The sequence below is a fragment of the Pseudoalteromonas sp. 20-92 genome (assembly GCF_030847595.1).
GTDB classification, from domain to species: domain Bacteria; phylum Pseudomonadota; class Gammaproteobacteria; order Enterobacterales; family Alteromonadaceae; genus Pseudoalteromonas; species Pseudoalteromonas fuliginea.
In genome coordinates, this window is sequence record NZ_JANJGQ010000003.1 from 174,501 (window position 1) to 197,825 (window position 23,325).

Below are 23,325 nucleotides of genomic sequence, written 5' to 3' on the forward strand. Positions count from 1 at the left end.
CTCCTCTTAGAAGCCCAAACTTGATAAAAGATCATCGACTTCATCTTGATCAGACACAACATCATTACGTGATTCTTTATCAATAATAGGCCCTTCAGGACCTGCTAATGTTTCTGGGTCAACTGGGTCATCTATTTTTTGTGGTTTTAGGGTGACTGCTTTACTGATATCTTGTTCAGAAAAAGCAGTTAAAAGATGAAGTAAGCTTTCTTCAACTTCCCTAACAAGTTCTATAATTCGGCGAATTACTTGACCTGTCAAATCTTGATAATCTTGGGCCATTAATATGTTAGTCATGAAGCTTTGTAACTCATCAGTTTTATGATGAGAACTGCTCATGAATTTATCAATGCTGTGGCACAGTACTTTAAATTCACCGAGTTCAATTTCACGACTCATTAGACGGTCCCATGTCGGTTTGATATGGGATATTTCATCCGCTAACTGTTGTGCTATCGGTAAACTCGCCTCAACCGCATCCATGGTTTTATTTGCAGCATTTTCTGTCATCTCAATGACATAATTAAGCCGTTTTTTAGCATCAGGTATAGCGTCGTTAGTGAGATCTGTTAGGCGCGTGTCTAGCTCAAAGCCTTTTAAAGCTTCATGTAGTTGACGCGTCAACTTTCCCACTTCGTCAAATATTTCTGACTGCTCTTTAGATGCAGTATCTAAAATTAGTTGATCAGCTTTATCATGTTCGCCATTTTCTAAAAAAGTGACGAGCTGACGAGCTTGTTCTAACGTTATCCGAGGCGCAGCAGGTGCTGGCATAAGCCTTTCCCCTATTATTAACCTAAGCGTTCGAACACTTTTTCTAATTTAGTTTTTAATGTGCCAGCTGTAAATGGTTTTACAATATAGCCATTAACACCAGCTTGAGCCGCTGCTATTATTTGTTCTTTTTTAGCTTCAGCTGTCACCATTAAAACAGGAAGGTGTTTTAATTTATCGTCAGCCCTTATCGCTCTCAAAAGATCAATACCTTGCATTCCTGGCATGTTCCAATCTGTTACCACAAAATCAAAAACTTGATTTTGTAACATGGGTAAGGCTGTAGAGCCGTCATCCGCTTCTTGGACGTTGGTAAAGCCTAAGTCGCGCAATAGATTTTTAATAATACGTCTCATTGTCGAAAAATCATCAACAACAAGAATTTTCATGTTTTTATCCAAAACATCCTCCAGTGAGGTCTTAACCTGTATTTACTTACTACTAGTTTATCCAGTCATTGATTTTTGCTTTTAGCTTAATCATCGCCTGACCATGTATCTGACTTACACGCGATTCACTTACATCGAGTATATGTCCAATTTCTTTTAAATTCATTTCATCGTTATAGTACAAAGAAAGTACCATTGCGTCTCGCTCTGGTAATGACTTGATAGCATTTAATAATGATTCATTAAATCGTTCATTTTTAACGTTATTAAACGGTTTGTCTAGCGTTAAATCTTGGCCCGCCGTGGTAATAACATCTTCATCGACCCCGAGGTCTTCGATGCCTAACACTTTACTTGTGTTTACATCGTTTAAAATATGATGGTACTCATTTAACGAAATTTCAAGTTTTTCAGCAACTTCTATATCGGTTGGTTCACGATTCAAGCTACTTTCTAATCCAGCAATCGTCTCGGCTACAAGACGGCTTTTTCTATGAACCGACCGAGGAGCCCAGTCACCACGGCGCATTTCATCAAGCATGGCACCGCGAATTCGTATTCCCGCGAACGTTTCAAAACTTGCGCCTTTGGTTGCATCAAAGTTTTTTGATGCTTCAATTAGGCCTATCATACCCGACTGAATTAGGTCATCGAGTTGGACACTTGGAGGCAAACGAGCAATTAAATGACATGCCACTTTTTTGACTAGCGATGCATGTTTTTCAACAATCACATTTAAATTTTGTGTTGATTGATATCCCATAGCTCTATTTACCAATGTTGTCATAATTAGCCGTTAACTAGCTTCTCAATAAAAAACTCTAAATGTCCTGAAGGTTGGTTAGGTATAGGCCATTTCACTGCTCTTGTCGCCAGTGCTTTAAAGGCAACTGAAGCAGGAGAACTAGGAAAAAGTTCTACAATCACTTTTTGACGGCGAGTTGCCTTACGCATATTTTCGTCATAAGGGATTGTTGCAACCAACTCCATTGACACATCTAAAAATCGGTCCGTTACTTTTGAAAGTTTTGCAAATAACTCATGACCTTCACGCATACTACGAACCATATTAGCTACAATTTTGAATTTATACACCCCATGCTCACGACTTAACACTTTAATAAGTGCATAAGCATCTGTGATTGAAGTCGGTTCGTCGCACACTACAACCATTACATCTTGAGCAGCACGAGAAAAGCTCAGTACCATATCTGAAATACCCGCAGCGGTATCTACAATTAAGATATCAAATTCGGTATTTAATTCGCTAAAAGCGCGTATAAGGCCTGCATGTTCAGACGGTGATAATTCCACCATACTCTGAGAACCAGAGGTCGCTGGTACAATTTTAATTCCTGCAGGACCTTCAACTAAAATCTCATCGAGTTCACACTCACCAGAAAGTACATGTGATAAATTACGTTCAACCCGTAATCCGAGCATCACATCACAGTTCGCTAGACCTAAGTCGGCATCAAGTACTAAAACTCGATTACCTTGCTGGCCTAATGCTATTGCCGTGTTAAGTGAAACATTTGTTTTACCTACACCACCCTTGCCACCAGTAACAGCGATAACTTTTACGCCGTTGTTATTGTTTTGACTCATTTTGCGCAGGCCGCTTGCTTGATCTAATACTGTGTTAATCATACATCCCTACTGTGCTCGACGCCACTGCTTGGTGTCGTGAATGTTGTGCTTTTATTCTTTTCAAATACAATTGCTCAGCTTTTTTTACTAGTTTTTCTGCATTTGCAACACGAATGTCTTCTGGAACTCGTTGACCATTAGTAAGATACCCTATTGGAAGGCGATTTTGAATCGCAATACTAATAATCTCACCTAAACTTAAAGATTCATCCAACTTGGTGAAAATACAACCACTTAACTGCACTTTTTTGAAATGTCGTACTGTTTCTTGCAAGACATTTATTTGCGCTGTTGCACTTAATACTAAATAACTACGAATATCAACACGTTGATTGCGCATAAGCGTATTCAATTGCTCTGTTAAACGTAAGTCTCGTTGACTCATACCTGCTGTATCAATTAATACTAGACGTTTATTTCGTAAATGGTATAAAACTTCAGCTAATTCATTAGCATCTTTAACCTGCTTTACTCCACAACCGATAATTCGACCGTATGTTGCAAGTTGCTCATAAGCACCAATTCTGTATGTATCGGTGGTTATTAGCGCCACTTTATCTGCACCGTATTTCTGTGCGCCTAAAGCAGCCAACTTTGCAACTGTTGTCGTTTTCCCCACACCAGTAGGGCCTACCAAGGCGTAAACACCACCTTGACGTAGTATTTCATTATTCGTAGTTTGCATCTGGTCTTCGACCATTGTTAACAAAGCCTTCCAACCTTGTTGGCGAGATACGTCATCAGGTACAAAACACGCCATTTGTTCTGCAACTTCTTTATCGATTCCCATACCAACTAAACGGTCAATCATACAAGCACGTGTGGGGTCACGGCGTGCCATATCTTGCTGCATTAAACCTGACACTTGGTGCTCTAGCAATTGACGAATAGCGTTCATTTCTTCACGCATTGACGTCATTTCTTCACTTTCATTATTTTTAACGTGCGCTTGAGGTGTTACGGGGCTATCTAGATCATCAAAATCACGATCTAGGTCATCAAAACCTAAACTATCGGCTTGGGTCTGTGGACGTGTTGGTGCAATATCTTCGCGAGCAAACATATTCGCTGAGCGAGGTTTGACAACTGGCTCTTGATAATTATCGGTCGTTTCAATACCCGATTGAGAAAACATTGATGCTAATTCAGGTGAACGTGGGCGAGGAGATTGACGCTCTAGTAAAGCTTCTAAACTATCTGCAACCCTAGCTTGGGGGGCTGCTTTAGCGCGTTGAGGCTCTGGCTTTACAAAATTATGTATACTGTGTGATTGTGCTGAGTCATCCGCACGCGCTAAAATATTTTGCGGCTGTGCAGCTGATTTAGGGGCCGCTTTTTCATAATCAACTGCGGCTACAATCTCAACGCCATTAGCCAGCTTTTTGTTAGACATAATAACCGCATCAACACCAAGTTCATCTTTCACTTCTTTAAGTGCTGTACGCATATCTTTAGCAAAAAAACGTTTAATTTTCATTATTCAACCTCTTTAAAATCTTATTGTTGGCCTACAGAGCTGACAATTTTTATCTGTCTTTCGTCTGGCACCTCTTGATAAGACATCACCCTTAATCCTGGTATGGTGTACTTAACAAAACGAGATAACACAGTACGTAACATTCCTGACGTTAACAGTATTGAAGGTTCACCGGCCATTTCTTGATTTTGATGCGCTTCATTCAATGACACTTGAAGTCGCTCTGCAAGTCCTGGCTCTATACCGGCACCTTCATCGCCTGCATTTTGTAATGACTGATGCAACATCTGTTCCAACTCAGGCGCCAAGGTTATGACAGGTATTTCAGATGACATTCCAACCGCATCTTGAACAATTAATCTACGCAGAGAAATACGCACTGCAGCCGTTAATACATCAGGGTCTTGGCTACGAGGACCATACTCAACAAGGGTTTGTACAATTGATCGCATATCGCGAATAGCCACCCCTTCATTCAATAAGTTCTGTAGTACTTTTACAATAGCGGTTAACGGCAATACATCAGGGACAAGTCCTTCAACCAAACGAGGATGACTCTTTCCAAGCATATCAAGTAAGTTTTGAACTTCTTCATGCCCTAGTAACAACGCTGCGCTGTTAGTTAACAACTGACTAATATGAGTTGCAACCACTGTGGCAGAATCAACAACGGTATAGCCTAAAGATTGAGCTTCGTCTTTTTGATCAGGTTTAATCCAAACCGCGTCTAATCCAAATGCAGGATCTTTAGTTTCAATTCCTTTTATTGGACCAAATACTTGCCCTGGGTTAATAGCCAGCTCATCACCATGCTTAAGCTCCCCCTCACCAGTAGATACTCCCATTAGCGTTATTCTGTAAGCATTAGGGTCTAGTTCTAAATTATCGCGAATATGAACAGGAGGAACTAAAAATCCAAGCTCTTGAGAAAGCTTTTTACGCACTCCTTTAATCCGGTTGAGTAGTTCACCACCTTGTGATTGATCAACCAGCGGAATTAATCTATACCCTACTTCTAATCCTATTACATCAACTTGCTGAACATCATCCCAACCAAGCTCTTTTTGCTCTTGTTTATTCGCAACACCTGTCGCGGTGCTTCCGCCATTTGCAGCCTCTTCAGCTTCGGCTGCAGCAGCTTTGATTTTACTTTGCTGCGTGTAATAGGCTAAGTAACCAAGTAGTGCGCCTAAACTCAAAAAAGCAAAATGCGGCATACCAGGGACTAACCCCATGATGATCAAAATACCTGAAGCAATAAAGAGTGACTTTTCGTTACCAAGTTGTTTCTTGAATTGGTCACCCATATTAAGCGACTCATTTTGACGTGTTACTACAATTGCCGTGCCAATTGAGAGCAATAATGATGGAAGCTGAGCAACCAGACCGTCACCAATGGTTAGAAGTGTATATACTTCCATTGCATGGCTAAAACTTAAATTATGCTGGATCATCCCAACAAATAAGCCACCTACAATATTAATAATTAAAATAACGATACCGGCTATTGCATCGCCTTTTACAAACTTACTCGCACCATCCATTGAACCGTAAAAATCGGCTTCGCGAGTTACTTCCTCGCGACGGTCACGCGCTTGCTCAGCACTAATAAAGCCCGCATTTAAATCGGCATCTATTGCCATTTGTTTACCTGGCATTGCATCAAGGGTGAAACGTGCAGATACCTCAGAAATACGTCCAGCACCCTTTGTTATTACTACAAAGTTGATAATGATAAGAATTAAAAATACAACTAAACCAACTGCATAGTTACCACCAATTACAACTGAGCCAAATGCTTCAATGACCTTACCTGCAGCATCACCACCGTTGTGACCCTCAAGTAACACAACTCGAGTACTTGCAACGTTGAGCGCTAAGCGCATAATCGTAGCGATAAGTAATACAGCGGGGAACATACCAAATTCAACTGGTTTCATCGTGTAAACAGTCACGAGTAATACAACTAATGCGAGCGCAATATTAAACGAAAAAAGGATGTCGAGTAAAAATGGCGGTAATGGTAAAATCACCATTCCCAGTGCAGCAAGCACAAGCAAAGGAGTCCCTACTCCTTTGGCATATTCTTTTTTGTCTCTGTTAAGTTGTTGTAATACCGCTTTAAAACTCATAATTCTACAATTTCAAAAAATTGACACTATATAGAATTAGCAATAACTATTCCAAGTTAGTAAATTTGCGATATTAATACTTGTAGGCGTCAGGGATGGGGAGTTTATTACTAAGCTTTGTAGGGCGTTTTCCTCGTCCCTTGTTAAAACGTTTTAGCTGAAATACATACGCTAGCACTTGTGCAACAGCCGTAAATAACTGATCAGGTATTTGATCGCCAACTTCAGCCGTATGATAAAGTGCTCTAGTTAGCATGGGGGACTCTACAATGGGGACTTCATTACCAATTGCTACTTTACGAATTTGCATTGCCATCTCGTCAATACCTTTGGCTAGTACAATAGGCGCTCCTGCACGCTCCGTATCGTACTTTAAAGCGACTGAGTAATGAGTTGGGTTAGTAACAATAACATCTGCATCAGGCACATCTTGCATCATGCGTTTTTGCGACATTTGCCTTTGTGTTTGCCTAATACGTGCTTTTATTTGTGGGTCACCTTCCGAGTTTTTATACTCATCTTTAACCTCTTGCATTGTCATTTTAAGTTGCTTGTTATGGTTATAACTTTGAAATGGCGCATCAATTGCTGCAATAATAATTAAAGTGCATGAAAGCCCTAAAAACATCCACGCTAAAATCTCTAAGGCATGAATAATATTACTCGGTGCACTTTCTAAGCTTAAGTGCAGTATTTCATCAAAAAAAGTATCAATTAAAAACACTGCAAAACTTGCAACTAAACCAAATTTTAAAAGTGACTTTATAAGCTCAACAGCCGCTTGCGGGCCAAACATTCGCTTAAAGCCCTTCATTGGTGACATTTTGCTTGCTTTAGGCGCGGCAGCTTCCCAGCTAAAATTAAAACCACCTAACAATGTATTACCAATAAATGCGGCTAAAACAATAATTAATACAAACATGGCCATCGGGAACATTAAAGCGTCAGCAACTTCTCCCCAAACGGCAAACATTTTAGTTGTATCAAATGCTTCGTTACGGTTTAAGCTAAGTGTACGGCCCATCACATTATATAAACCTTTGCCAATTTCTGGTCCATACATCAAAAGAGATATAGCCGAAAAAATAAGCACAAACATGGTACCTAACTCTTTTGAGCGCGCTATTTGACCTTTCTTTTTAGATTCGTCAAGTTTTTTGGATGTGGGTTCTTCTGTTTTTTCCTGCCCTGAGTCTTCAGACATGACTTTCTCCTAAGGTGAACAACCAACTAAAGTACACATTAGCTCAATCATTTTTAACCATTGAAACTCAAACTGAGTAACAAAGTTGCCTAGTGTCGCCCAAATAATAATAAGTCCCGCTACCAAGGTAAACGGAAAACCAATAGAGAAAATATTTAATTGCGGCGCTGCACGCGTCATAATACCAAACGACATATTAATAACGAGCATAGCTGTGAGCGGTGCAAGTGAGAGTACAAGTGCTGTAGTAAACATCCAGCCGCCCCAGGTCACTATGTCCCAGTAATGATCTACAGACCACCACGTGCCATCAATCGGTAACACTTGAAAACTATGGACCACCATCTGAATCATCATTAAGTGGCCATTAAAAACAAAAAATAGAAGTGTCGCTAAAATCAGAAAAAACTGTCCAACAGCAGGCACACTTGCACCATTAGAGGGATCAATAACTGAAGCAAAACCTAAACCTGTTTGCATTGCTAATATTTGCCCAGCTAACACAAAGGTGTTTAATAAAAGTATAGATGCAAAACCAATCGCAATACCAATCAACATTTGCTGGATAACAACTAAAATCATTTCAAACGAAAACAAATTAGTGAAGGTGGCCGGAGGTAATACAGGTATAACAACGAGAGTTACTACAACCGATAACCCCATTTTTATCCGAGTAGGGACGTTTTTAGCACCCAAACCAGCCATAATCATTATCATTGAGCTGATGCGAACTAAGGGCAACAAAAAATCACTCAACCATTGAATTACGACTGAAAACGGATACTCCACTTTTAACCTGCTATTTCAGGAATGAGCAATACTAAACGAGTGAAAAAATCCATTAACTCTTGAGTAAGCCAATGGCCACCCACAATTAGCGCACTTATAGTGATTAATAAACGAGGTAAAAAACTGAGTGTTTGTTCATTGATTGATGTTGCAGCCTGAAATACAGCAACAATTAAACCAATAATTAGGCCTGGTACTACAATTGCAGACACCAACTTAATAACCAAAAACAAGGCATCACTTAGAATATCAACAAAAATTTCCGGTTCCATGTTGTACTCCTATTGTTGAATTACATTAATACTTTGCATACTAAGTCCCTAAGCCAAAGCTTTTGGCTAAGGTACCCATCACTAAGCTCCAACCGTCAACAAGTACAAATAACATAATTTTAAACGGCAAAGACACTATCATAGGAGAGAGCATCATCATACCCATCGCCATTAATACCGAGGCAACGACTAAATCAACAATTAAAAATGGAATAAAAAACATAAACCCGATTATAAATGCGGTTTGCAGTTCACTGGTAACAAATGCAGGGATCAATACAATTAATGGTGTATCTTTTGGCGAGTTAAGCTGGTCGTACCCGGCAATTTTAGCAAACGTTTCTAGATCTTTAAGACGAACTTGAGATAGCATAAAGGCTTTCATAGGCTCTTTTGCAAGCTCTAAAGCTTGCACTGAAGTAACTTGCTCATTTAAATAAGGTTCTATGGCCTGCTCGTTCACCTGCTGGTAAATAGGAGACATTATAAAAATACTTAAAAAAAGCGACATGCCTAGTAACACTTGATTCGACGGTGTTTGCTGCAAACCAATTGCTTGGCGTAAAATAGCAAGCACAACAATAATACGTGTAAATGAGGTCATCATGATTATAGCGGCTGGTATAAAACTCAGCGCCGTCATAATCGCTAAAACTTGTAACGTTACTGAGTAATCTTGTGTGCCATCGGCGTTTGTTGTAATGGTTAGCGCATCAATACCCTCAGCACTGACACTTGGTACAAATACCATGGCGAAAATAATAAGCAGCCACTTTGTCATAGGTCTAATTCTTTTTATTTTGGTTTGATTGCGGGTTTAAAAGTTTACCAAATCGTTTAGCTAATTCAGGAAGTTCTTTTTCGCTTAATGGGGTTTCTAACTTGTGTAAGTAATTAATACTGTGAGGCGTTACACCAAGCAAATGCTGCGCATTGTCTATTTCAACAACCATTAAACGCTCACGAGAACCCAAAGGTAGGCTTCTAACTACTTTAAACTCATCGCTGTTTGCTAGATTTGGATTAAGCTTCTTTACAAAAAATGCCAGCACGATGATAAGTACTAGCACCATTACGAGTGACAGCACCATAGAGAGTATATCTCCAGTTGGTGTTGCCACATCTGCTTTTGAAAAAACGGAACTCGTTAAAGCAACTAATAAGCTCATCGTAATTTTTTGATCCGCTCTATTTGGCTTATTACATCAGTTAAGCGAATACCAAACTTGTCATTTACTACAACAACCTCTCCATGAGCAATCAAAGTGCCATTAACCAAAACATCCAATGGCTCACCCGCAACACGATCGAGCTCAACAACTGATCCTTGGTTAAGCTGTAGTAAATTACGAATATTTATTTTAGAACGGCCAACTTCCATAGAAATGGTAACGGGGATATCTAAAATCGTATCGAGTTTACGTTTTTCATCGCCGCTGATTTCGTGCTTTGAATCACTTAACTCGTCTAATTCTGCAACATGCGCCTCAGCACCTTCATCTGGGGTATCGGCTTCTGCAAGCGCAGCAGCCCACTCGTCCATAGTATCTTGATCATCACTCATACTTTTAACCTTTTAATCAATTACCAGTCTAAATCTACACCATCAGAAAGGTGTAAATCATCCTCTAATTCTGCTAATTCTGCATCTGAGTCAATTTTCTTGCCGCCTTTGGTAAATACATGCAGCTCAGATTTAACTGAATCAGGTCGTTTAATTTTTTCGCTAATCTGTAGGGCAACACTATCACGAGAGCGGCCCATTTTGGCTCTGAATGTAGGTAACTCTTCGACAAATACTGTAATGTGCTCAGGCATTTCAACAGGGATTATATCGCCTGCTTTGAGTTCCATTATTTGCTTTAAAGACAAATCAACTTCAAGTAATTGAGTTGATAATCCAACTTCTACATCCATAATCTCATCGCGAAGCGCTTTACTCCATCGTAAATCGGTATCTTCAGTATCCGACTGCACACCAGCATCTAACAGCTCTCTGATTGGCTCAAGCATGGAGTAAGGTAATGCTATGTGAAAATCACCACCACCACCATCAAGCTCAATATGAAAAGAGCTAATAACTACAACCTCTGTGGGGCTCACAATATTAGCCATGGCAGGGTTGACCTCTGAGTCGAGGTATTCAAAAGATACATCCATGACAGGCGCCCATGCTTCTTTATAATCTTCAAAGATTATTTTAAGTAGCATTTGTACAATACGACGTTCTGTTGGTGTGAACTCGCGGCCTTCTATTTTTGCATGATAACGTCCATCGCCACCAAAAAAGTTATCAACCAGAATAAACACAAGTCGTGCTTCCATGGTGATTAGTCCGGTGCCTTTTAGTGGTCGAAAGCGGACCATATTTAAGCTGGTAGGTACAAAAAGGGTGTGAATATATTCACCAAATTTAATCATTTGCACACCATTTATCGATACTTCAGCAGTACGGCGCATCATGTTAAATAGGCTAATTCGCATATGCCTAGCAAAACGTTCGTTAACAATTTCAAGTGTCGGCATGCGACCACGCACGATTCGATCCTGCGAAGAAAAGTCGTACTGAAGTGTACTACCTCCGCCGTCTTCACTATCGTGCTCTTCCTCTTCGACATCATCAACACCGTGTAATAACGCATCAATTTCGTCTTGGGATAATAAATCGCTCACGCTAACCCCTTATTGCATCACAAAGCCGGTAAACAGAACCCGCTCAATTACTTTACTACCTTCAACGCCAGCTAAAGCTGTTTGTACTTTTTCAAGCGCAGAAAAACGCAATGTTTCTTTGCCTGCACTCGTACTTAATTCATCAGCTGTAGTTGTAGAAAATACACTTAATAACGTGCCTTCTATAAGTGGGATATGTTTTTTTGCAGTTTCTTCATTGACTTCACCACGTACCAATAACTGCACTTTAATTTGTACAATCCTATCACGACTTGAACCTGGTACATTAAATACAAAAGGTCTGGGCATAGCAACATACAGTGCACTGCCAATCGAAGCAGATGAGCCAGAAGCAACAGGAGCCTCAGCCACTATGGCTGTTTCTTCATCTAACGTTTCTGCGGGGACCTCATCAGAACCTGACATTAAAAAATAACCTGCGGCGGCACCAACAACAAGTACAACGGCAACAATAATAATTATCAGCTTCTTTTTACTTTTACCTGTTTCTTCAATTTCTAAATTAGTGTCTTCAGCCATTGTATTTCCTTTATTTGCAAAGGTACTTACTTGTTTTAGTTATTATAATAGCAGTACTTAGGCATAGTAATCTATTGCTGATGAAGTTTGTTGTCGAGAACTTTGTAGTTGAGCCTCTCCTGAATCGGCATTTTCTTCGTTAATGGTATTTTTATTAACCAAACCGTTTTTTGAATCATCGTCATTTTGTTCTGTGGTTTCGTTCTTAGAATCGCCATATGAAATACTGCTATCGCCTAATTCAATACCTTGTTGTGCGAGCATTTCACGCAAACGAGGTAATGATTGTTCTAACGCCTCTTTTGCTTGCTGATTTTGTACTACAAAATTAATTTGGGCTTGCTCAGCATCACTTCTAATACGTATTTGCATACTGCCCATTTCAGGTGGATCTAAGCGTATTTCAGCTTCTTTATTGTTAATACTTAGCATTGAACTGACGCGCTCTTGCAAGAGCTTAGCGGCATCACTTTTAATAATATTAACCGCCTGCATAACACCCGGATCAATACTCATTTGCTTACCTTGCGCAGTGCTTTGTAATTGTTGAGATTGCAACACTTGCGTATCTAGTATTGCTTGTTCATAGCCTAAAGTATCGTAATTACTTAATCCGCCCCTTTGCAAGGTATCAAGTGCGCCTGTGATTTGTGTAAATAGCTGCATAGAACGCGGGGTTAGCTGTTCTGCATTATTGATTTTAGAGCCATCTTTTTGAATCATGTCTAGTTGTTTTATCAAATCATCGTCCGCCTCAGCTAATTGGTCTGGCGGAATACTATTTTCATTTATTGTCGATTTCACACTCTGCTTCTGCGGATTGTAAACAGTATTTGGAGTTTCACCTGCAACAAAAGTAGTTATTTTATTATTTGGTTGTTCTAAATTGATTGATGTTTCAAGCACACTTACCGCTTCTTTGAGATAAGTTAACTGAGCACCTTGTGGCTGTTCGGTTTTAATATAAGTTGTTAACTGAGACAATAACGCTTGTTTTTCAGTCGTCGTTAACGCGCTAATTTCTGCATTAAAAGATTGTTTAGGTACTAAAGCTTGTGGTTTATTATTTTCAGTCACAAACGCATTAAGCATTTGTTTTAAAGCCGTAATATTATCATTGTTAGTTGATTTATTTACGGTTTGAGATTGAGTAATTAATTGTTCACGCTGCTCAGGAGTCAAACTTGACAATATTTTATCTAACTTTATTGCACTATCATCTTTACTTAACAACGTTTCAACTGCAGCACTGTTACTGCTTTGAGAATCCACATTACTTACACGTTGAGTATTCGTGATTTCACCTTTTGGCGTTTGCTTGTTGTCTACCAAGGCAGGTTTAATTTGTGATTCATCAGCAGCAACACGTTTGGCGACGCCTGGTTTATCTATAATAGGCCCCTCTTTATCGTGTTCATTTTTATCAACGACTGGATTTAATTGCTCATCAAGCTTCTCTGCGGCAAAACCTTTATTTATATTACTTTTATTTAATGCTGGAGCATCTCTAGTACCTTTGTCAGTAGCTTGCGATTCAGTACTTTTTTGTTCAGCGGCCTTTTGCCCGATGTTTTGTGATGCACTTGAAATTATATTATCAGCGGATTTACTTTTAGTTTTATCTAAATCAGTCTCAATAGTATCAGAACTCTGTTCAGAGTGTTTTTTAACTGATATATCAATAGCTTGTGCAGAGTTAATTTGAGCCAGCATACTATCTCCAGATAAATTAGTATTATCTTGGTTTTCTTGCTCATTTTCTACAATATCGGTTTTGGCCTGTTTAGGCTCAGCGGCACGAATCGAATCTTTCGCATCACCTGAAGAGCTACGTTTACTTGCCGCTTCAATTGAATTATGCGCACTGTGTAACTGATTTAGAAACTCGGTGTCATTGCTTTCTTTATCTTTAGCTAAACGATTGTCTTTAGAGGCTAAATAAGAATCTTGCTCAGACGCAACCAAACTAGAAATATCATTCATCACCATAAACCACCTAACATTATTGCGGCAACACGCCACCGCATATTGCCAAAAATTAAAGACTGCCTAAATAAAGCAATTTACGTGCCTAATTTATAAAACTTTACGACGCTGAAAAAATTGGTTGGATGAAAACTCATCTAACATTTTTTGCTCACTTTTCGCAATAAGCACATCAGCTTTTAATTTTTGGTTTTCAATTAACTTCGCAACAGCTTTAGCTTTAATTTGTTGCTTTAACCAAATTGCTTTTCGTTGACTGACTACTTGCTTAGCCGTATTAACTGTACTTGCCTGTTGGCGAATTGCTTCTTCTATTTTTGCTATAAAAGCATGATATTGACTAAATCCTGCACTTGATAAACCTGACTGGCCTTTTACATGTAACTGTTGCATGTATTCCATTCGAAAATCATTCAGACCTTGTAATTTTTGTTGATTGGCCTGCAAATTCTGATTTGCTTGTAGGTAACTCATGCGCAAGTTTTCTTCTTTGTCATTTTCAAGTTTGAGCAACAAATGCAGCTTATTCTTAGCCATTATGCTTGTCCTAATAGTTGTGCTAAGCCTTGTAAGCCATCATCGTAACTAATCACATCACGCATACCTTGCTGTAAAAAAGTATTAACTCTGGGCATCATATTAATAGCTTGATCAAGCATTTGGTCAGTGCCTTTTTGATAAGCGCCTAAAGTGATCATATCTTTATTTTGCTGATACATAGAATATACCTGCTTAAGCACACGAGCTTGTTGCATATGCTTTTGTGAGACAACTTGAGGCATCACTCGTGAAATCGACTTTTCAATATCAATTGCCGGATAATGACCACTGTCAGCTAAATCACGGGAAAGTACAATATGGCCATCTAAAATAGCCCGTGCAGCATCAGCAATGGGATCCTGCATATCATCACCTTCGCTTAATACTGTGAAAAAAGCAGTAATTGATCCCTGCCCTTCCCCGCCGTTACCGGCGCGTTCCACCAGCGCCGGTAATTTAGCAAACACTGATGGCGGATAACCTTTTGTAGCTGGAGGCTCGCCAACAGCAAGTGCAATTTCACGTTGTGCCATTGCATATCGAGTAACTGAATCTAGTAGCAACAATACATTTAAACCTTGATCACGAAAATACTCAGCAATTGTTACAGCACTTTCACAGCCTTTTAAACGCATAAGAGGAGATGAATCAGCCGGTGCAGCAACAACAACTGAACGTTTTCTCCCTTCTACACCAAGAATCTCTTCAATAAATTCTTTTACTTCTCGGCCACGTTCACCTACTAGTCCAACAACAATAACATCGGCCTCACTGCCGCGTGTCATCATACCTAAAAGCACCGACTTACCGACACCAGAACCTGCAAACAAGCCCATGCGCTGGCCTTGACCTACAGTAATGACCGAATTTATAGCACGCACTCCCACATCCATAGGCTGGCTTATCGGACGTCGAGAAAGTGGGTTTATAGTATTTTGTGCAAATTTTAAATAATGTTCCGCATTTATTTTACCAAGACCATCAAGTGGGCGACCTAATCCATCAACAACGCGGCCTAACAAACTCATTCCAACGGGTAAACCTAAGTTATTGACCTGAGGGATCACTCGAGCACCAGGTAATACTCCTGAAATATGATCATTAGGCATTAGGTAAAGAGTTTGCTCATTAAAACCTACTATTTCAGCATCAACAAAACCATTCATAGTTTCTATTTTGCATTGGCTTCCAACAGGCGCACGTAAACCTTTTGCTTCAAGTGTGAGGCCTACGACACGTGTTAAAATACCCGCTACCGCGAGGGCTGGTGTATTAATATGCTGTTTATATTGAGATAAGCGTTCGCTTAAAGATGCACATTGTTCAGACATGACATGCCAATAAAGTAGTTAGATACCACTATTATGCAAAAAACTATCCAATGTTTCTTTGACGCGAGTTTTCAAGGTCATATCGAGTGAGGATTGGGCTGTTTTAACCTCGCAACCGCCACGTTCAAGTGTAGGTTCAGCGATTAGTTGCCAATTATTATCTGCGATGGTTTGTTCTCCATAGCTGTTTTTTATGAGTTCTAAATCTTCTGGGTGTAAATGTATACGTACCTTTTCTTGCTCAGCATTAAGCGAATCTATACTTAGTTTAAGTGTATGTAAAATAACATCAGGAGAGGTTTTTACTTCTTGATAAATTATTGCTTCAGCAAGCATTACTGTCAATTGGACTAATTGTTTTTCAACTTGTTCATCCACTTTATTCAAAGGAGTAGTTAAATTATCTAATATGCTACGCAAACCCGTGAGTTGTTCTTCAATTAATGGTTTTACGTCCTCATGACCTTGAGTTTTACCTAGTTCAAGCCCCTCTTTATAACCGGCCTCTTTTCCCTCTGTAACGCCTTTATCAAAACCATCAATATAACCTTGCTCATGCCCTTGTTTAAGACCTTCTTCATAAGCATCTTGTCGAATTCGCTCAAGTTCAGCCATAGTAATAGAAGGTAATTCAGGTTCCTGAGGTTCCTCTACAGGTACCTCTTCGGCCATTTCTTTTTTGTATAAATCCGAAAGTGGTGTGCCAAAAGCAGTTGAACGATCTCCAAAACTTCTTTCGTCCGGAGCCATATTGGGCACTGACCAGTTTCTTAATAATTCATCTGCTTCTTCTGCATTGAGTGGACGACCTTTTAACTTACTCATGCTTTACAGGAACTCCTCACCACCACCGCCACCTAGCTGAATCTCGCCAGAATCAGATAAACGACGTGCAGTTGATAAAATTTCTTTTTGCGCAGCTTCAACTTCACTAATTCTTACAGGTGCCATTGCTTCTAAATCATCAGCAAGCATTTCTGCTGCACGTTTAGACATGTTACCTAATATTTTCTCTTTAAGAGCATCGTCTGTGCCTTTAATCGCTTTCATAAGTACATCTTGTTGTACTTCACGCAAAATTGCTTGAATGCCACGGTCTTCAACATCCATTAAGTTTTCGAATACGAACATTAAGTCTTGAATTTGCTGTGACATCTCTTCATCGTGCTCACGAATAGAGTCCATTAACTGCCCTTCTACATTTGTATCAAGGTAGTTCATAATATCAGCTGCAGCTTTTAAACCGCCCATTTTAGCTGCTTGCGCACCCGCTTGACCTGCAAATTGTTTTTCCATAATCTCATTGAGCTCTTGCAATGCCGCAGGTTGCACTTCTTCAAGATTAGCAATACGCATAGTTAAATCTAAACGTACTTTTTCAGGAAACTGTGCCAATATTTCAGCAGACTGCTCTGGCTCTAAATAAGATAAAACAATGGTTTGAATTTGCGGATGCTCATTACGAATAATATTCGCTACCTGCTTAGAGTCCATCCACTTAAGAGAATCAAGTCCCTTAGCGCCTGATCCCATAACAATTTGGTCAATAAGGCTGGCTGCTTTATCTTCACCCAATGCAGCTGTAAGTGCTTTTTTGATAAAATCTTCAGATTGGAAGCCTATCGTACTAAAACTCTGAATTTGTTCAATAAACAAATTATGCACGGCACTTATTTTAGCTTGAGACAAGTCATCTAAGCCCGCCATTGCCATACCCACTTTTTGTACCTGTTTAGGTTCTAAATGCTTGAGTATTTGCGCCGCATCTTCTTCTGATAAACTCAAAAGTAATATAGCCGCTTTATCTACACCATCGAGCTTATCAACATCAAATGCTGTTGGCAGTTGTTTTTGTTCTTGATCAGTCATCTTCTGTTAACCACGCTTTCACTACTTGTGATGATAGTTCTGGTTCGTTAGCTACAAGGGCACGAATTGCTTTTAATAAGTCCTCGTCACCATGTAGGTCTGGTAACTGTAGTGTACCATCGCTAGAGAAGCCAATTGAAGCAGAATCAAAGTCTTTATTTAGCATATCAAGTGTACTGTCACCAATATCAACCCCTGAACTCAATGCATCTTCATCATACTCTTCCAAGGTATTATCTGGGTAAATTAGACGTTTAAGCATTGGTTTAACAACGGCCATAATAAGAACAATAATTACTAAGGCACCTAGACCCAGACGCACATACTTCACAAACCAATCTTGCTCCCACATTGGGACTTCAAGGTCTAAACCTGTCGTTTCACGCACAAATGGCACTGTTACCACTTCAAGTGCATCGCCACGCTGCATATCAAACCCTACACCGCCTTGTAATAAACGACGAATATTTGACAATGCCTCCACTGATCGTGGTGTCATGGTCGTTTCGCCGTTTTCATCCACTTTTGGAATATAATCAACAGCAACCGATACACTTATTCTGCGTATTACCCCCGTTTGCTGGCGTTTATGCGAAATAGTAGTATCAAGCTCATAGTTTCGCGTAGATTCTTTGTGATTACGAGTTGGCGAAGTGCCTGTTCCTGCACCACCTTGTCCTGCTACTTCTGGAATATTCGAGTTTAGTGGAGGCTGATTCGTAAGCGCACCTGGAATACCAACGGCTAAACCGCCTATGTTATTTTCTTCAAATGTGGTTTCACTTCTCACTGCAGGTAAATCTGGATTGTAGCGTTTTTGTGTTTCTTCTATCGCACTAAAGTCCATACTTAAATCAACTTGGGCTGTGTAATTTGCAAGCCCTACGACAGGTATTAAAATGCTGTCTATTTTTTCTAAATATTCTTGTTCTCGTTTACGTTCTAAGTCGTACTCTTTACGAGAGCGTGCTGCTAATGAGCTTTGCGAACCTGAATTTAATAAGCGACCATTTTGATCTGTAACAGTCACCCTAGCTGGCTCTAAGCCTTGTACTGCTGAAGCAATCATATCAACAACAGAGTCTATCTCTTCACCATTAAGAGAGCGCCCACGTTTAAGTGTTAACACAACGGTGGCAGATGGCTTTTTCTCTCTGCGCGCAAATACGTTCTCTTTTGGTATCGCAAGCAATACTTTCGCACGAGTAATATTATTAAGCTCTTCTATAGTACGTGCTAATTGCTGCTCTCTGCCATGTTTGAGGCGCTCACGTTCAAGACGCTGACTAACCCCAAACCCCATATCTTGCATGATAATATCTGATCCCGAAGTAGGTCCTTGGTCTAACCCTTCGCGAGTCATTAATAATTTTATATTTTGATATTCACTTTCATCAACCGATACGACATTACCATCAAGTTGATATTCTATCTTTTGTGCATCTAAAAAATCGAGGGTTTGAATTAACTCTTCTGTTTGCATTTTACCCAATGGGCGCATATCTGGCTGACGTGCCCAAATAATGATAAAAATGGCAATAGCCAAACAAATAGCCAGAGCTATAACCAGTGTCACTTGGCGTAATACATCTGTACCATTTAAAGCACTTAAATAGCCTGATTTCTGTTCTTGTTGATCATCACTATCACTTTGGTCGATATCACCACTAGCAAGTGCAAGGTCTGTAGATTGGTTAGATTGCGCCACGATAATTCTCCACTACCTAGTTAAACAGGCATGTTCATGATTTCTTTGTAAGCTTCTACAAGTTTATTACGAACCTGTACTGTAGCTTCAAATGCAACCGAAGATTTCTGAGAAGCAATCATCGCCTCAGCAAGCGATACACTTCGGTCACCCATTTCAACTGCTTTTACTTTTTGGCCTGTATCTTGTTGTAACTCATGCACTGTATTTAGCGCATTACTTAGCATATCGCCAAATTGTGCAGTAGAAGTAGACTGCACTTGAGTTGGCAATTTATTAATTTGATTATTACGGCCAGCTTCAAGGGCCATTGATTGCATTTCTTGAAAGACAGCGCTATTTTGAATTTTCATAATTTTTCTCTGACAATGCAGTTAAGCTTATAAAGATAATAAAGCACAAACCATGCCAACTAAAAACACAATAAAAACAATTGGTTACAGTTAACTTGTGAGTCAGAGTTTTGACAGCCCCGAATTAAATTAATTAAATTTGGGGCTTAGAGGGATTATGCAGGAAGTGAAATACCTAAATCGCGCATTTGCGCTAGCTTATAACGTAATGTTCGAGGGCTAATACCTAATGTTTCTGCTACATCTTTGCGCTTACCTTGACAGCGAGCTAATGTTTCTAAAATAATACTATGCTCTTTGTCTTTAAGTTCATCTTTATAGCTCCCGGTGTCAACCGCAAGTAAATCTTGCTTTGGCTCACCAACCATAGGCATTTTTTCATCGTAATATGCCGTGCTTAAGCTATTTATAGCTTCGTTTGACGTTGCTGTTTCCAATACTTCTGTTGGTGTAATTACAAAATCGCTTGCTACTAAGTTTTCGATAAAAATAGCATGTTCATTTATTGTATTACCACTTCGTAGTATCAGTGCTCGCTGAATTACGTTATCCAGTTCACGAACATTACCAGGCCATGCATGAGCAAGTAGTTTTTGCTCTGCTGCTTTATCTAAGTAGGCCATAGGCTCTTTACTTTTATTTATATGGCGTTCTATTAAATGCTTTGCGAGTATAATTATATCACCAGGGCGCTGGCAAAGAGGTCGCCACATTAATGGAAAAACATTAAGTCGGTAATATAAGTCCTCTCTAAATTGGTTCTTAGCGACCGCTTCTTTTAAGTCACGATTACTCGTTGCTAATACACGAACATCTAGTTGGATTGTCTTACGAGCACCTAAACGCTCTACTTCCCGCTCTTGTAGCACTCGTAGTAGCTTTGCCTGTAATCCTAAATCCATTTCAGTGATTTCATCTAGTAAAATTGTTCCGCCTTGCGCTTGTTCAAATTTACCAGGGCATGCTTGAATAGCACCTGTAAACGCCCCTTTTTCGTAACCAAATAAAGTGGCCTCAAGCATATTTTCAGGGATCGCAGCACAATTTATAGCAACAAAGGGTTCATTGCATCGACTCGATTTATCGTGAATATAACGCGCGAGCACTTCTTTACCTGAACCACTAGGCCCGAGCACCATTACACTCGCATCAGAGCGTGCAACTTTACTTGCAAGTTCGAGTAATTGAATGCTACTTGGGTCGGCAACAATAGGGCCATCTGTCTCTCTCGCTTTTTCAGGCAAATAGCGACTCACCATATTTAGCAGCACTTCAGGTGCAAATGGTTTAGCCATATAATCAATAGCACCTAAACGCATAGCTTCAACAGCATCATCAATCGTGGCATAGGCCGTCATCATCAATACAGGTAAATCGGGATAATTTAATTTAATACTTCGCAGTAAGTCCAAACCACTCATGGTTCCCATTTGCACATCACTTACGACTAATGAAAATTGCTCTTTTTTAAGCAATAACATCGCTTGCTCTGCGCTATTAGCTGAAACGCATTCAATACCTGACATCTCCAGCGTATCAATTAAAGCTTCACGGAGCCCCGCATCATCTTCTACGACTAAAATAATATTACTCATAATGATTCCTCTAATTTAGATGTCGCGCGTATTGGCAACAGTAAACTAAAACAAGCTCCACCATGAGCATTGTTACTAACGTCAACACGTCCTTGATGCGCATTAATCACCGAACTTACAACAGCAAGCCCTAGACCAGTGCCTTGGCTTTTTGTAGTAAAAAAGGGTTCAAACATTTTATCAGCCTGACTTAAATCAATACCGGGACCATTATCGCTTACACTAATACGCACAAAATCGTGATCTTGTAAATCAGTCGCGGCACTCAAATGCACTTTAGCCCCAGAACCAATCACTTGAATGCTATTGTGAATAAGGTTTTGAACAGCACTGGCTAGCGCTGTCTTATTCCCCACTATTACAATATCTGGTTCAGGAAGACTTACATCCAGCTCGCTTTCATTAAGTGCGACCATGGCATCAGCACCGGTTTTCACTTCTGTTAATAATTGCTGCATAGAGACTTGTTCAACGACTTGCTGCTCACCGCTTTTAGCAAATAACAGCATGTCATTAACCTGCGTTTCTAAATCTTTTAATCGTGACATCAATTTAGTTTGGAAATTATCGCGAGATGCTTCTGGCAAGCGCTTTGAGCCTAAGTTAGCAGCATAAAGCATTGCTGCAGATAGAGGCGTGCGTACTTGATGCGCAAGAGACGCCACCATTTTACCCAGCGCACTTAATCGCTGCATATGTGCAACACGTTTTTGTAAACGTCGCGTCTCAGTTAAGTCCGTCATTAAAATAAGTTGTCCCGGCTCTGGGGCCAAAGCGGTGATATCGAGCTTAATTAAACGCCCGTCTTTTAATGATACTTCGTGTCCATCATCTTGATGTGGTTTGAAAGACCGCTGAATAACATAAAACCACTTTTCACCTTCAAGTGGTTCACCAAGCATATCAATCGCAATTTGGTTCGCTTTAGCAACCATGCCTTTACCATCAAGTACAACAACACCAGTGGGCATTGTATCAACCAAGTGCGAAAGCCAACTTGCCTGCTTACGAAGATCACTTAGCTCACCAATGTACTCCTCTTGAAGTAAACATGGGTTATACTTATTTGCAGAAATAAACTGTGGTTTTAGCACGCTTGCAAGGGCCATAATCAAATCTCAAACTAATGTAGATACAGAGTTAAATGCACAATTTGTACCAAAGTTTATTTATATATTTATCATTAAGTTACATAAGAAAAACAAGCGACATAAAAATGACGCACGCTAAGGAATAATAATGAGTGAGCAAATAGAATGCCGTTGTCCATGGCTAGACACGACTAAACCTGACTACGTTACTTACCATGATGAAGAATGGGGGGTGCCACTTTATGATGACCAAAAACTATTCGAATTTATAACTCTTGAATCAGCACAGGCGGGTTTGAGTTGGTACACCATATTAAAAAAACGCCAAGGTTATAAAAAGGCATTTGCTAATTTTGATGTAAAAAAAGTAGCTGAATTTACATCAGATGACATTGAGCGTCTAATGTTAAATAAAGAGATTGTTCGTAACCGTTTAAAAATTGCAGCAACTGTTAATAACGCAAAATGTTTTATCGATATTCAAAAAGAGTTTGGTAGCTTTAGCAACTATCAATGGCAATTTGTGAGTAATAAGCCGCTTGTTAGTCACGTGAATAATATTGAGGACTACCCTGCTATAACTGAACAATCAACTGCATTTGCTAAAGACTTAAAAAAGCGAGGATTTAAGTTTTTAGGCCCAACAACAGTCTATGCACACATGCAAGCCTGCGGTATGGTTAACGATCACAGTAATGACTGTTTTAGAAAAGAAGAAATTATTAAGGCTTTTAGTGGTGAGTAAGCAGGTAAATAGGTAGGTAATTAAAAGCTTCGCTTTTCACGCGAGCAAGCTCAGCGTCTACGCCAAAGTTTTGATTTGAGGTTGCTTTGTAGACGCGCTGCTTACAGGCGTTCAAAAACGTAGTTTTTTGGATGGGTGTTTAAATAATTAAAAGCTTCGCTTTTCACGTGAGCAAGCTAGACGTCTACCACCAAAGTTTTTGAGGTT

The 23,325-nt window shown here is 39.7% G+C and carries 24 protein-coding genes; 1 reads left to right on the forward strand and 23 read right to left on the reverse strand.

The window, feature by feature from the left end; translation table 11 throughout:
• Positions 1-6: 6 nt before the first annotated feature.
• The 23 genes from NRL14_RS04530 to NRL14_RS04640 form a co-directional block, all read right to left on the reverse strand.
• Complete coding sequence (locus NRL14_RS04530; RefSeq protein ID WP_007377942.1) at positions 7-774, reverse strand: protein phosphatase CheZ; 768 nt, start codon at positions 772-774, stop codon at positions 7-9.
• A 17-nt stretch (positions 775-791) separates the two neighbouring features.
• Positions 792-1,175 carry a chemotaxis response regulator CheY gene (gene cheY, locus NRL14_RS04535; RefSeq protein ID WP_007377943.1) on the reverse strand — a complete coding sequence of 128 codons (384 nt, stop codon included), beginning with the start codon at positions 1,173-1,175 and terminating at the stop codon, positions 792-794.
• A 40-nt stretch (positions 1,176-1,215) separates the two neighbouring features.
• On the reverse strand, positions 1,216-1,926 hold the full coding sequence (locus NRL14_RS04540; protein ID WP_033015920.1) for an RNA polymerase sigma factor FliA: 711 nt from the start codon (positions 1,924-1,926) through the stop codon (positions 1,216-1,218).
• 26 nt (positions 1,927-1,952) lie between these two features.
• A complete protein-coding gene (locus tag NRL14_RS04545; RefSeq protein ID WP_007377945.1) occupies positions 1,953-2,813 on the reverse strand; it encodes a MinD/ParA family protein in 861 nt (286 codons plus the stop codon).
• Positions 2,806-4,290, reverse strand: a complete 1,485-nt coding sequence (gene flhF, locus NRL14_RS04550; RefSeq protein ID WP_306724106.1) for a flagellar biosynthesis protein FlhF — start codon at positions 4,288-4,290, stop codon at positions 2,806-2,808. The genes NRL14_RS04545 and flhF overlap by 8 nt, the downstream gene beginning before the upstream one ends.
• Positions 4,291-4,310: 20 nt before the next feature.
• The gene (gene flhA / locus NRL14_RS04555) at positions 4,311-6,422 is read right to left on the reverse strand and encodes a flagellar biosynthesis protein FlhA (RefSeq protein WP_007377947.1); all 2,112 of its coding nucleotides are present in this window, start codon (positions 6,420-6,422) and stop codon (positions 4,311-4,313) included.
• A gap of 73 nt (positions 6,423-6,495) precedes the next feature.
• A complete protein-coding gene (gene flhB, locus NRL14_RS04560; RefSeq protein ID WP_033031473.1) occupies positions 6,496-7,626 on the reverse strand; it encodes a flagellar biosynthesis protein FlhB in 1,131 nt (376 codons plus the stop codon).
• 9 nt (positions 7,627-7,635) lie between these two features.
• Entirely contained in the window at positions 7,636-8,415 is a 780-nt protein-coding gene (fliR, locus tag NRL14_RS04565) for a flagellar biosynthetic protein FliR (protein ID WP_033023775.1), read from the reverse strand.
• 2 nt (positions 8,416-8,417) lie between these two features.
• Positions 8,418-8,687 carry a flagellar biosynthetic protein FliQ gene (locus NRL14_RS04570; protein ID WP_007377950.1) on the reverse strand — a complete coding sequence of 90 codons (270 nt, stop codon included), beginning with the start codon at positions 8,685-8,687 and terminating at the stop codon, positions 8,418-8,420.
• A 40-nt stretch (positions 8,688-8,727) separates the two neighbouring features.
• Positions 8,728-9,468: a flagellar type III secretion system pore protein FliP gene (fliP, locus tag NRL14_RS04575; protein WP_007377951.1), complete on the reverse strand. Its 741-nt coding sequence runs from the start codon at positions 9,466-9,468 to the stop codon at positions 8,728-8,730.
• Between the two features lie 4 nt (positions 9,469-9,472).
• Positions 9,473-9,856: a flagellar biosynthetic protein FliO gene (gene fliO / locus NRL14_RS04580; RefSeq protein ID WP_007377952.1), complete on the reverse strand. Its 384-nt coding sequence runs from the start codon at positions 9,854-9,856 to the stop codon at positions 9,473-9,475.
• Entirely contained in the window at positions 9,853-10,251 is a 399-nt protein-coding gene (gene fliN / locus NRL14_RS04585; RefSeq protein ID WP_007377953.1) for a flagellar motor switch protein FliN, read from the reverse strand. Before fliN ends, fliO begins: the two co-directional genes overlap by 4 nt.
• Positions 10,252-10,271: 20 nt before the next feature.
• Positions 10,272-11,360: a flagellar motor switch protein FliM gene (gene fliM, locus NRL14_RS04590; protein ID WP_007377954.1), complete on the reverse strand. Its 1,089-nt coding sequence runs from the start codon at positions 11,358-11,360 to the stop codon at positions 10,272-10,274.
• A 9-nt stretch (positions 11,361-11,369) separates the two neighbouring features.
• On the reverse strand, positions 11,370-11,900 hold the full coding sequence (gene fliL, locus NRL14_RS04595) for a flagellar basal body-associated protein FliL (RefSeq protein ID WP_033031477.1): 531 nt from the start codon (positions 11,898-11,900) through the stop codon (positions 11,370-11,372).
• 57 nt (positions 11,901-11,957) lie between these two features.
• Positions 11,958-13,883, reverse strand: coding sequence for a flagellar hook-length control protein FliK (locus NRL14_RS04600; protein WP_306724107.1), 1,926 nt, complete (start codon positions 13,881-13,883; stop codon positions 11,958-11,960).
• Positions 13,884-13,976: 93 nt separating this feature from the next.
• Complete coding sequence (fliJ, locus tag NRL14_RS04605; RefSeq protein WP_007377957.1) at positions 13,977-14,423, reverse strand: flagellar export protein FliJ; 447 nt, start codon at positions 14,421-14,423, stop codon at positions 13,977-13,979.
• Entirely contained in the window at positions 14,423-15,757 is a 1,335-nt protein-coding gene (gene fliI, locus NRL14_RS04610) for a flagellar protein export ATPase FliI (protein ID WP_007377958.1), read from the reverse strand. The genes fliJ and fliI overlap by 1 nt, the downstream gene beginning before the upstream one ends.
• Positions 15,758-15,775: 18 nt before the next feature.
• Positions 15,776-16,582, reverse strand: a complete 807-nt coding sequence (gene fliH / locus NRL14_RS04615; RefSeq protein ID WP_007377959.1) for a flagellar assembly protein FliH — start codon at positions 16,580-16,582, stop codon at positions 15,776-15,778.
• 3 nt (positions 16,583-16,585) lie between these two features.
• Positions 16,586-17,626 carry a flagellar motor switch protein FliG gene (gene fliG / locus NRL14_RS04620; RefSeq protein ID WP_007377960.1) on the reverse strand — a complete coding sequence of 347 codons (1,041 nt, stop codon included), beginning with the start codon at positions 17,624-17,626 and terminating at the stop codon, positions 16,586-16,588.
• On the reverse strand, positions 17,619-19,334 hold the full coding sequence (gene fliF, locus NRL14_RS04625; protein ID WP_007377961.1) for a flagellar basal-body MS-ring/collar protein FliF: 1,716 nt from the start codon (positions 19,332-19,334) through the stop codon (positions 17,619-17,621). Before fliF ends, fliG begins: the two co-directional genes overlap by 8 nt.
• A gap of 20 nt (positions 19,335-19,354) precedes the next feature.
• Entirely contained in the window at positions 19,355-19,687 is a 333-nt protein-coding gene (gene fliE, locus NRL14_RS04630) for a flagellar hook-basal body complex protein FliE (protein ID WP_007377962.1), read from the reverse strand.
• 155 nt (positions 19,688-19,842) lie between these two features.
• On the reverse strand, positions 19,843-21,282 hold the full coding sequence (locus tag NRL14_RS04635) for a sigma-54 dependent transcriptional regulator (protein WP_007377963.1): 1,440 nt from the start codon (positions 21,280-21,282) through the stop codon (positions 19,843-19,845).
• On the reverse strand, positions 21,279-22,391 hold the full coding sequence (locus tag NRL14_RS04640) for a PAS domain-containing sensor histidine kinase (RefSeq protein WP_008136714.1): 1,113 nt from the start codon (positions 22,389-22,391) through the stop codon (positions 21,279-21,281). Before NRL14_RS04640 ends, NRL14_RS04635 begins: the two co-directional genes overlap by 4 nt.
• A 130-nt stretch (positions 22,392-22,521) precedes the next feature.
• Here NRL14_RS04640 and NRL14_RS04645 point away from each other — a divergent pair, with 130 nt between their 5' ends.
• A complete protein-coding gene (locus NRL14_RS04645; protein ID WP_007377965.1) occupies positions 22,522-23,118 on the forward strand; it encodes a DNA-3-methyladenine glycosylase I in 597 nt (198 codons plus the stop codon).
• The last annotated feature ends 207 nt before the right edge of the window (positions 23,119-23,325 follow it).

What these genes read in the sequence shown, in the direction of transcription:
- NRL14_RS04530 (WP_007377942.1), bottom strand. Translation starts at nt 774, where the DNA reads ATGCCAGCACCTGCTGCGCCTCGGATAACGTTAGAACAAGCTCGTCAG.
- NRL14_RS04540 (WP_033015920.1), bottom strand. Translation starts at nt 1,926, where the DNA reads ATGGGATATCAATCAACACAAAATTTAAATGTGATTGTTGAAAAACAT.
- NRL14_RS04545 (WP_007377945.1), bottom strand. Translation starts at nt 2,813, where the DNA reads ATGATTAACACAGTATTAGATCAAGCAAGCGGCCTGCGCAAAATGAGT.
- flhF (WP_306724106.1), bottom strand. Translation starts at nt 4,290, where the DNA reads ATGAAAATTAAACGTTTTTTTGCTAAAGATATGCGTACAGCACTTAAA.
- flhA (WP_007377947.1), bottom strand. Translation starts at nt 6,422, where the DNA reads ATGAGTTTTAAAGCGGTATTACAACAACTTAACAGAGACAAAAAAGAA.
- flhB (WP_033031473.1), bottom strand. Translation starts at nt 7,626, where the DNA reads ATGTCTGAAGACTCAGGGCAGGAAAAAACAGAAGAACCCACATCCAAA.
- NRL14_RS04570 (WP_007377950.1), bottom strand. Translation starts at nt 8,687, where the DNA reads ATGGAACCGGAAATTTTTGTTGATATTCTAAGTGATGCCTTGTTTTTG.
- fliP (WP_007377951.1), bottom strand. Translation starts at nt 9,468, where the DNA reads ATGACAAAGTGGCTGCTTATTATTTTCGCCATGGTATTTGTACCAAGT.
- fliO (WP_007377952.1), bottom strand. Translation starts at nt 9,856, where the DNA reads ATGAGCTTATTAGTTGCTTTAACGAGTTCCGTTTTTTCAAAAGCAGAT.
- fliN (WP_007377953.1), bottom strand. Translation starts at nt 10,251, where the DNA reads ATGAGTGATGATCAAGATACTATGGACGAGTGGGCTGCTGCGCTTGCA.
- fliL (WP_033031477.1), bottom strand. Translation starts at nt 11,900, where the DNA reads ATGGCTGAAGACACTAATTTAGAAATTGAAGAAACAGGTAAAAGTAAA.
- NRL14_RS04600 (WP_306724107.1), bottom strand. Translation starts at nt 13,883, where the DNA reads ATGAATGATATTTCTAGTTTGGTTGCGTCTGAGCAAGATTCTTATTTA.
- fliJ (WP_007377957.1), bottom strand. Translation starts at nt 14,423, where the DNA reads ATGGCTAAGAATAAGCTGCATTTGTTGCTCAAACTTGAAAATGACAAA.
- fliI (WP_007377958.1), bottom strand. Translation starts at nt 15,757, where the DNA reads ATGTCTGAACAATGTGCATCTTTAAGCGAACGCTTATCTCAATATAAA.
- fliH (WP_007377959.1), bottom strand. Translation starts at nt 16,582, where the DNA reads ATGAGTAAGTTAAAAGGTCGTCCACTCAATGCAGAAGAAGCAGATGAA.
- fliG (WP_007377960.1), bottom strand. Translation starts at nt 17,626, where the DNA reads ATGACTGATCAAGAACAAAAACAACTGCCAACAGCATTTGATGTTGAT.
- fliE (WP_007377962.1), bottom strand. Translation starts at nt 19,687, where the DNA reads ATGAAAATTCAAAATAGCGCTGTCTTTCAAGAAATGCAATCAATGGCC.
- NRL14_RS04635 (WP_007377963.1), bottom strand. Translation starts at nt 21,282, where the DNA reads ATGAGTAATATTATTTTAGTCGTAGAAGATGATGCGGGGCTCCGTGAA.
- NRL14_RS04640 (WP_008136714.1), bottom strand. Translation starts at nt 22,391, where the DNA reads ATGGCCCTTGCAAGCGTGCTAAAACCACAGTTTATTTCTGCAAATAAG.
- NRL14_RS04645 (WP_007377965.1), top strand. Translation starts at nt 22,522, where the DNA reads ATGAGTGAGCAAATAGAATGCCGTTGTCCATGGCTAGACACGACTAAA.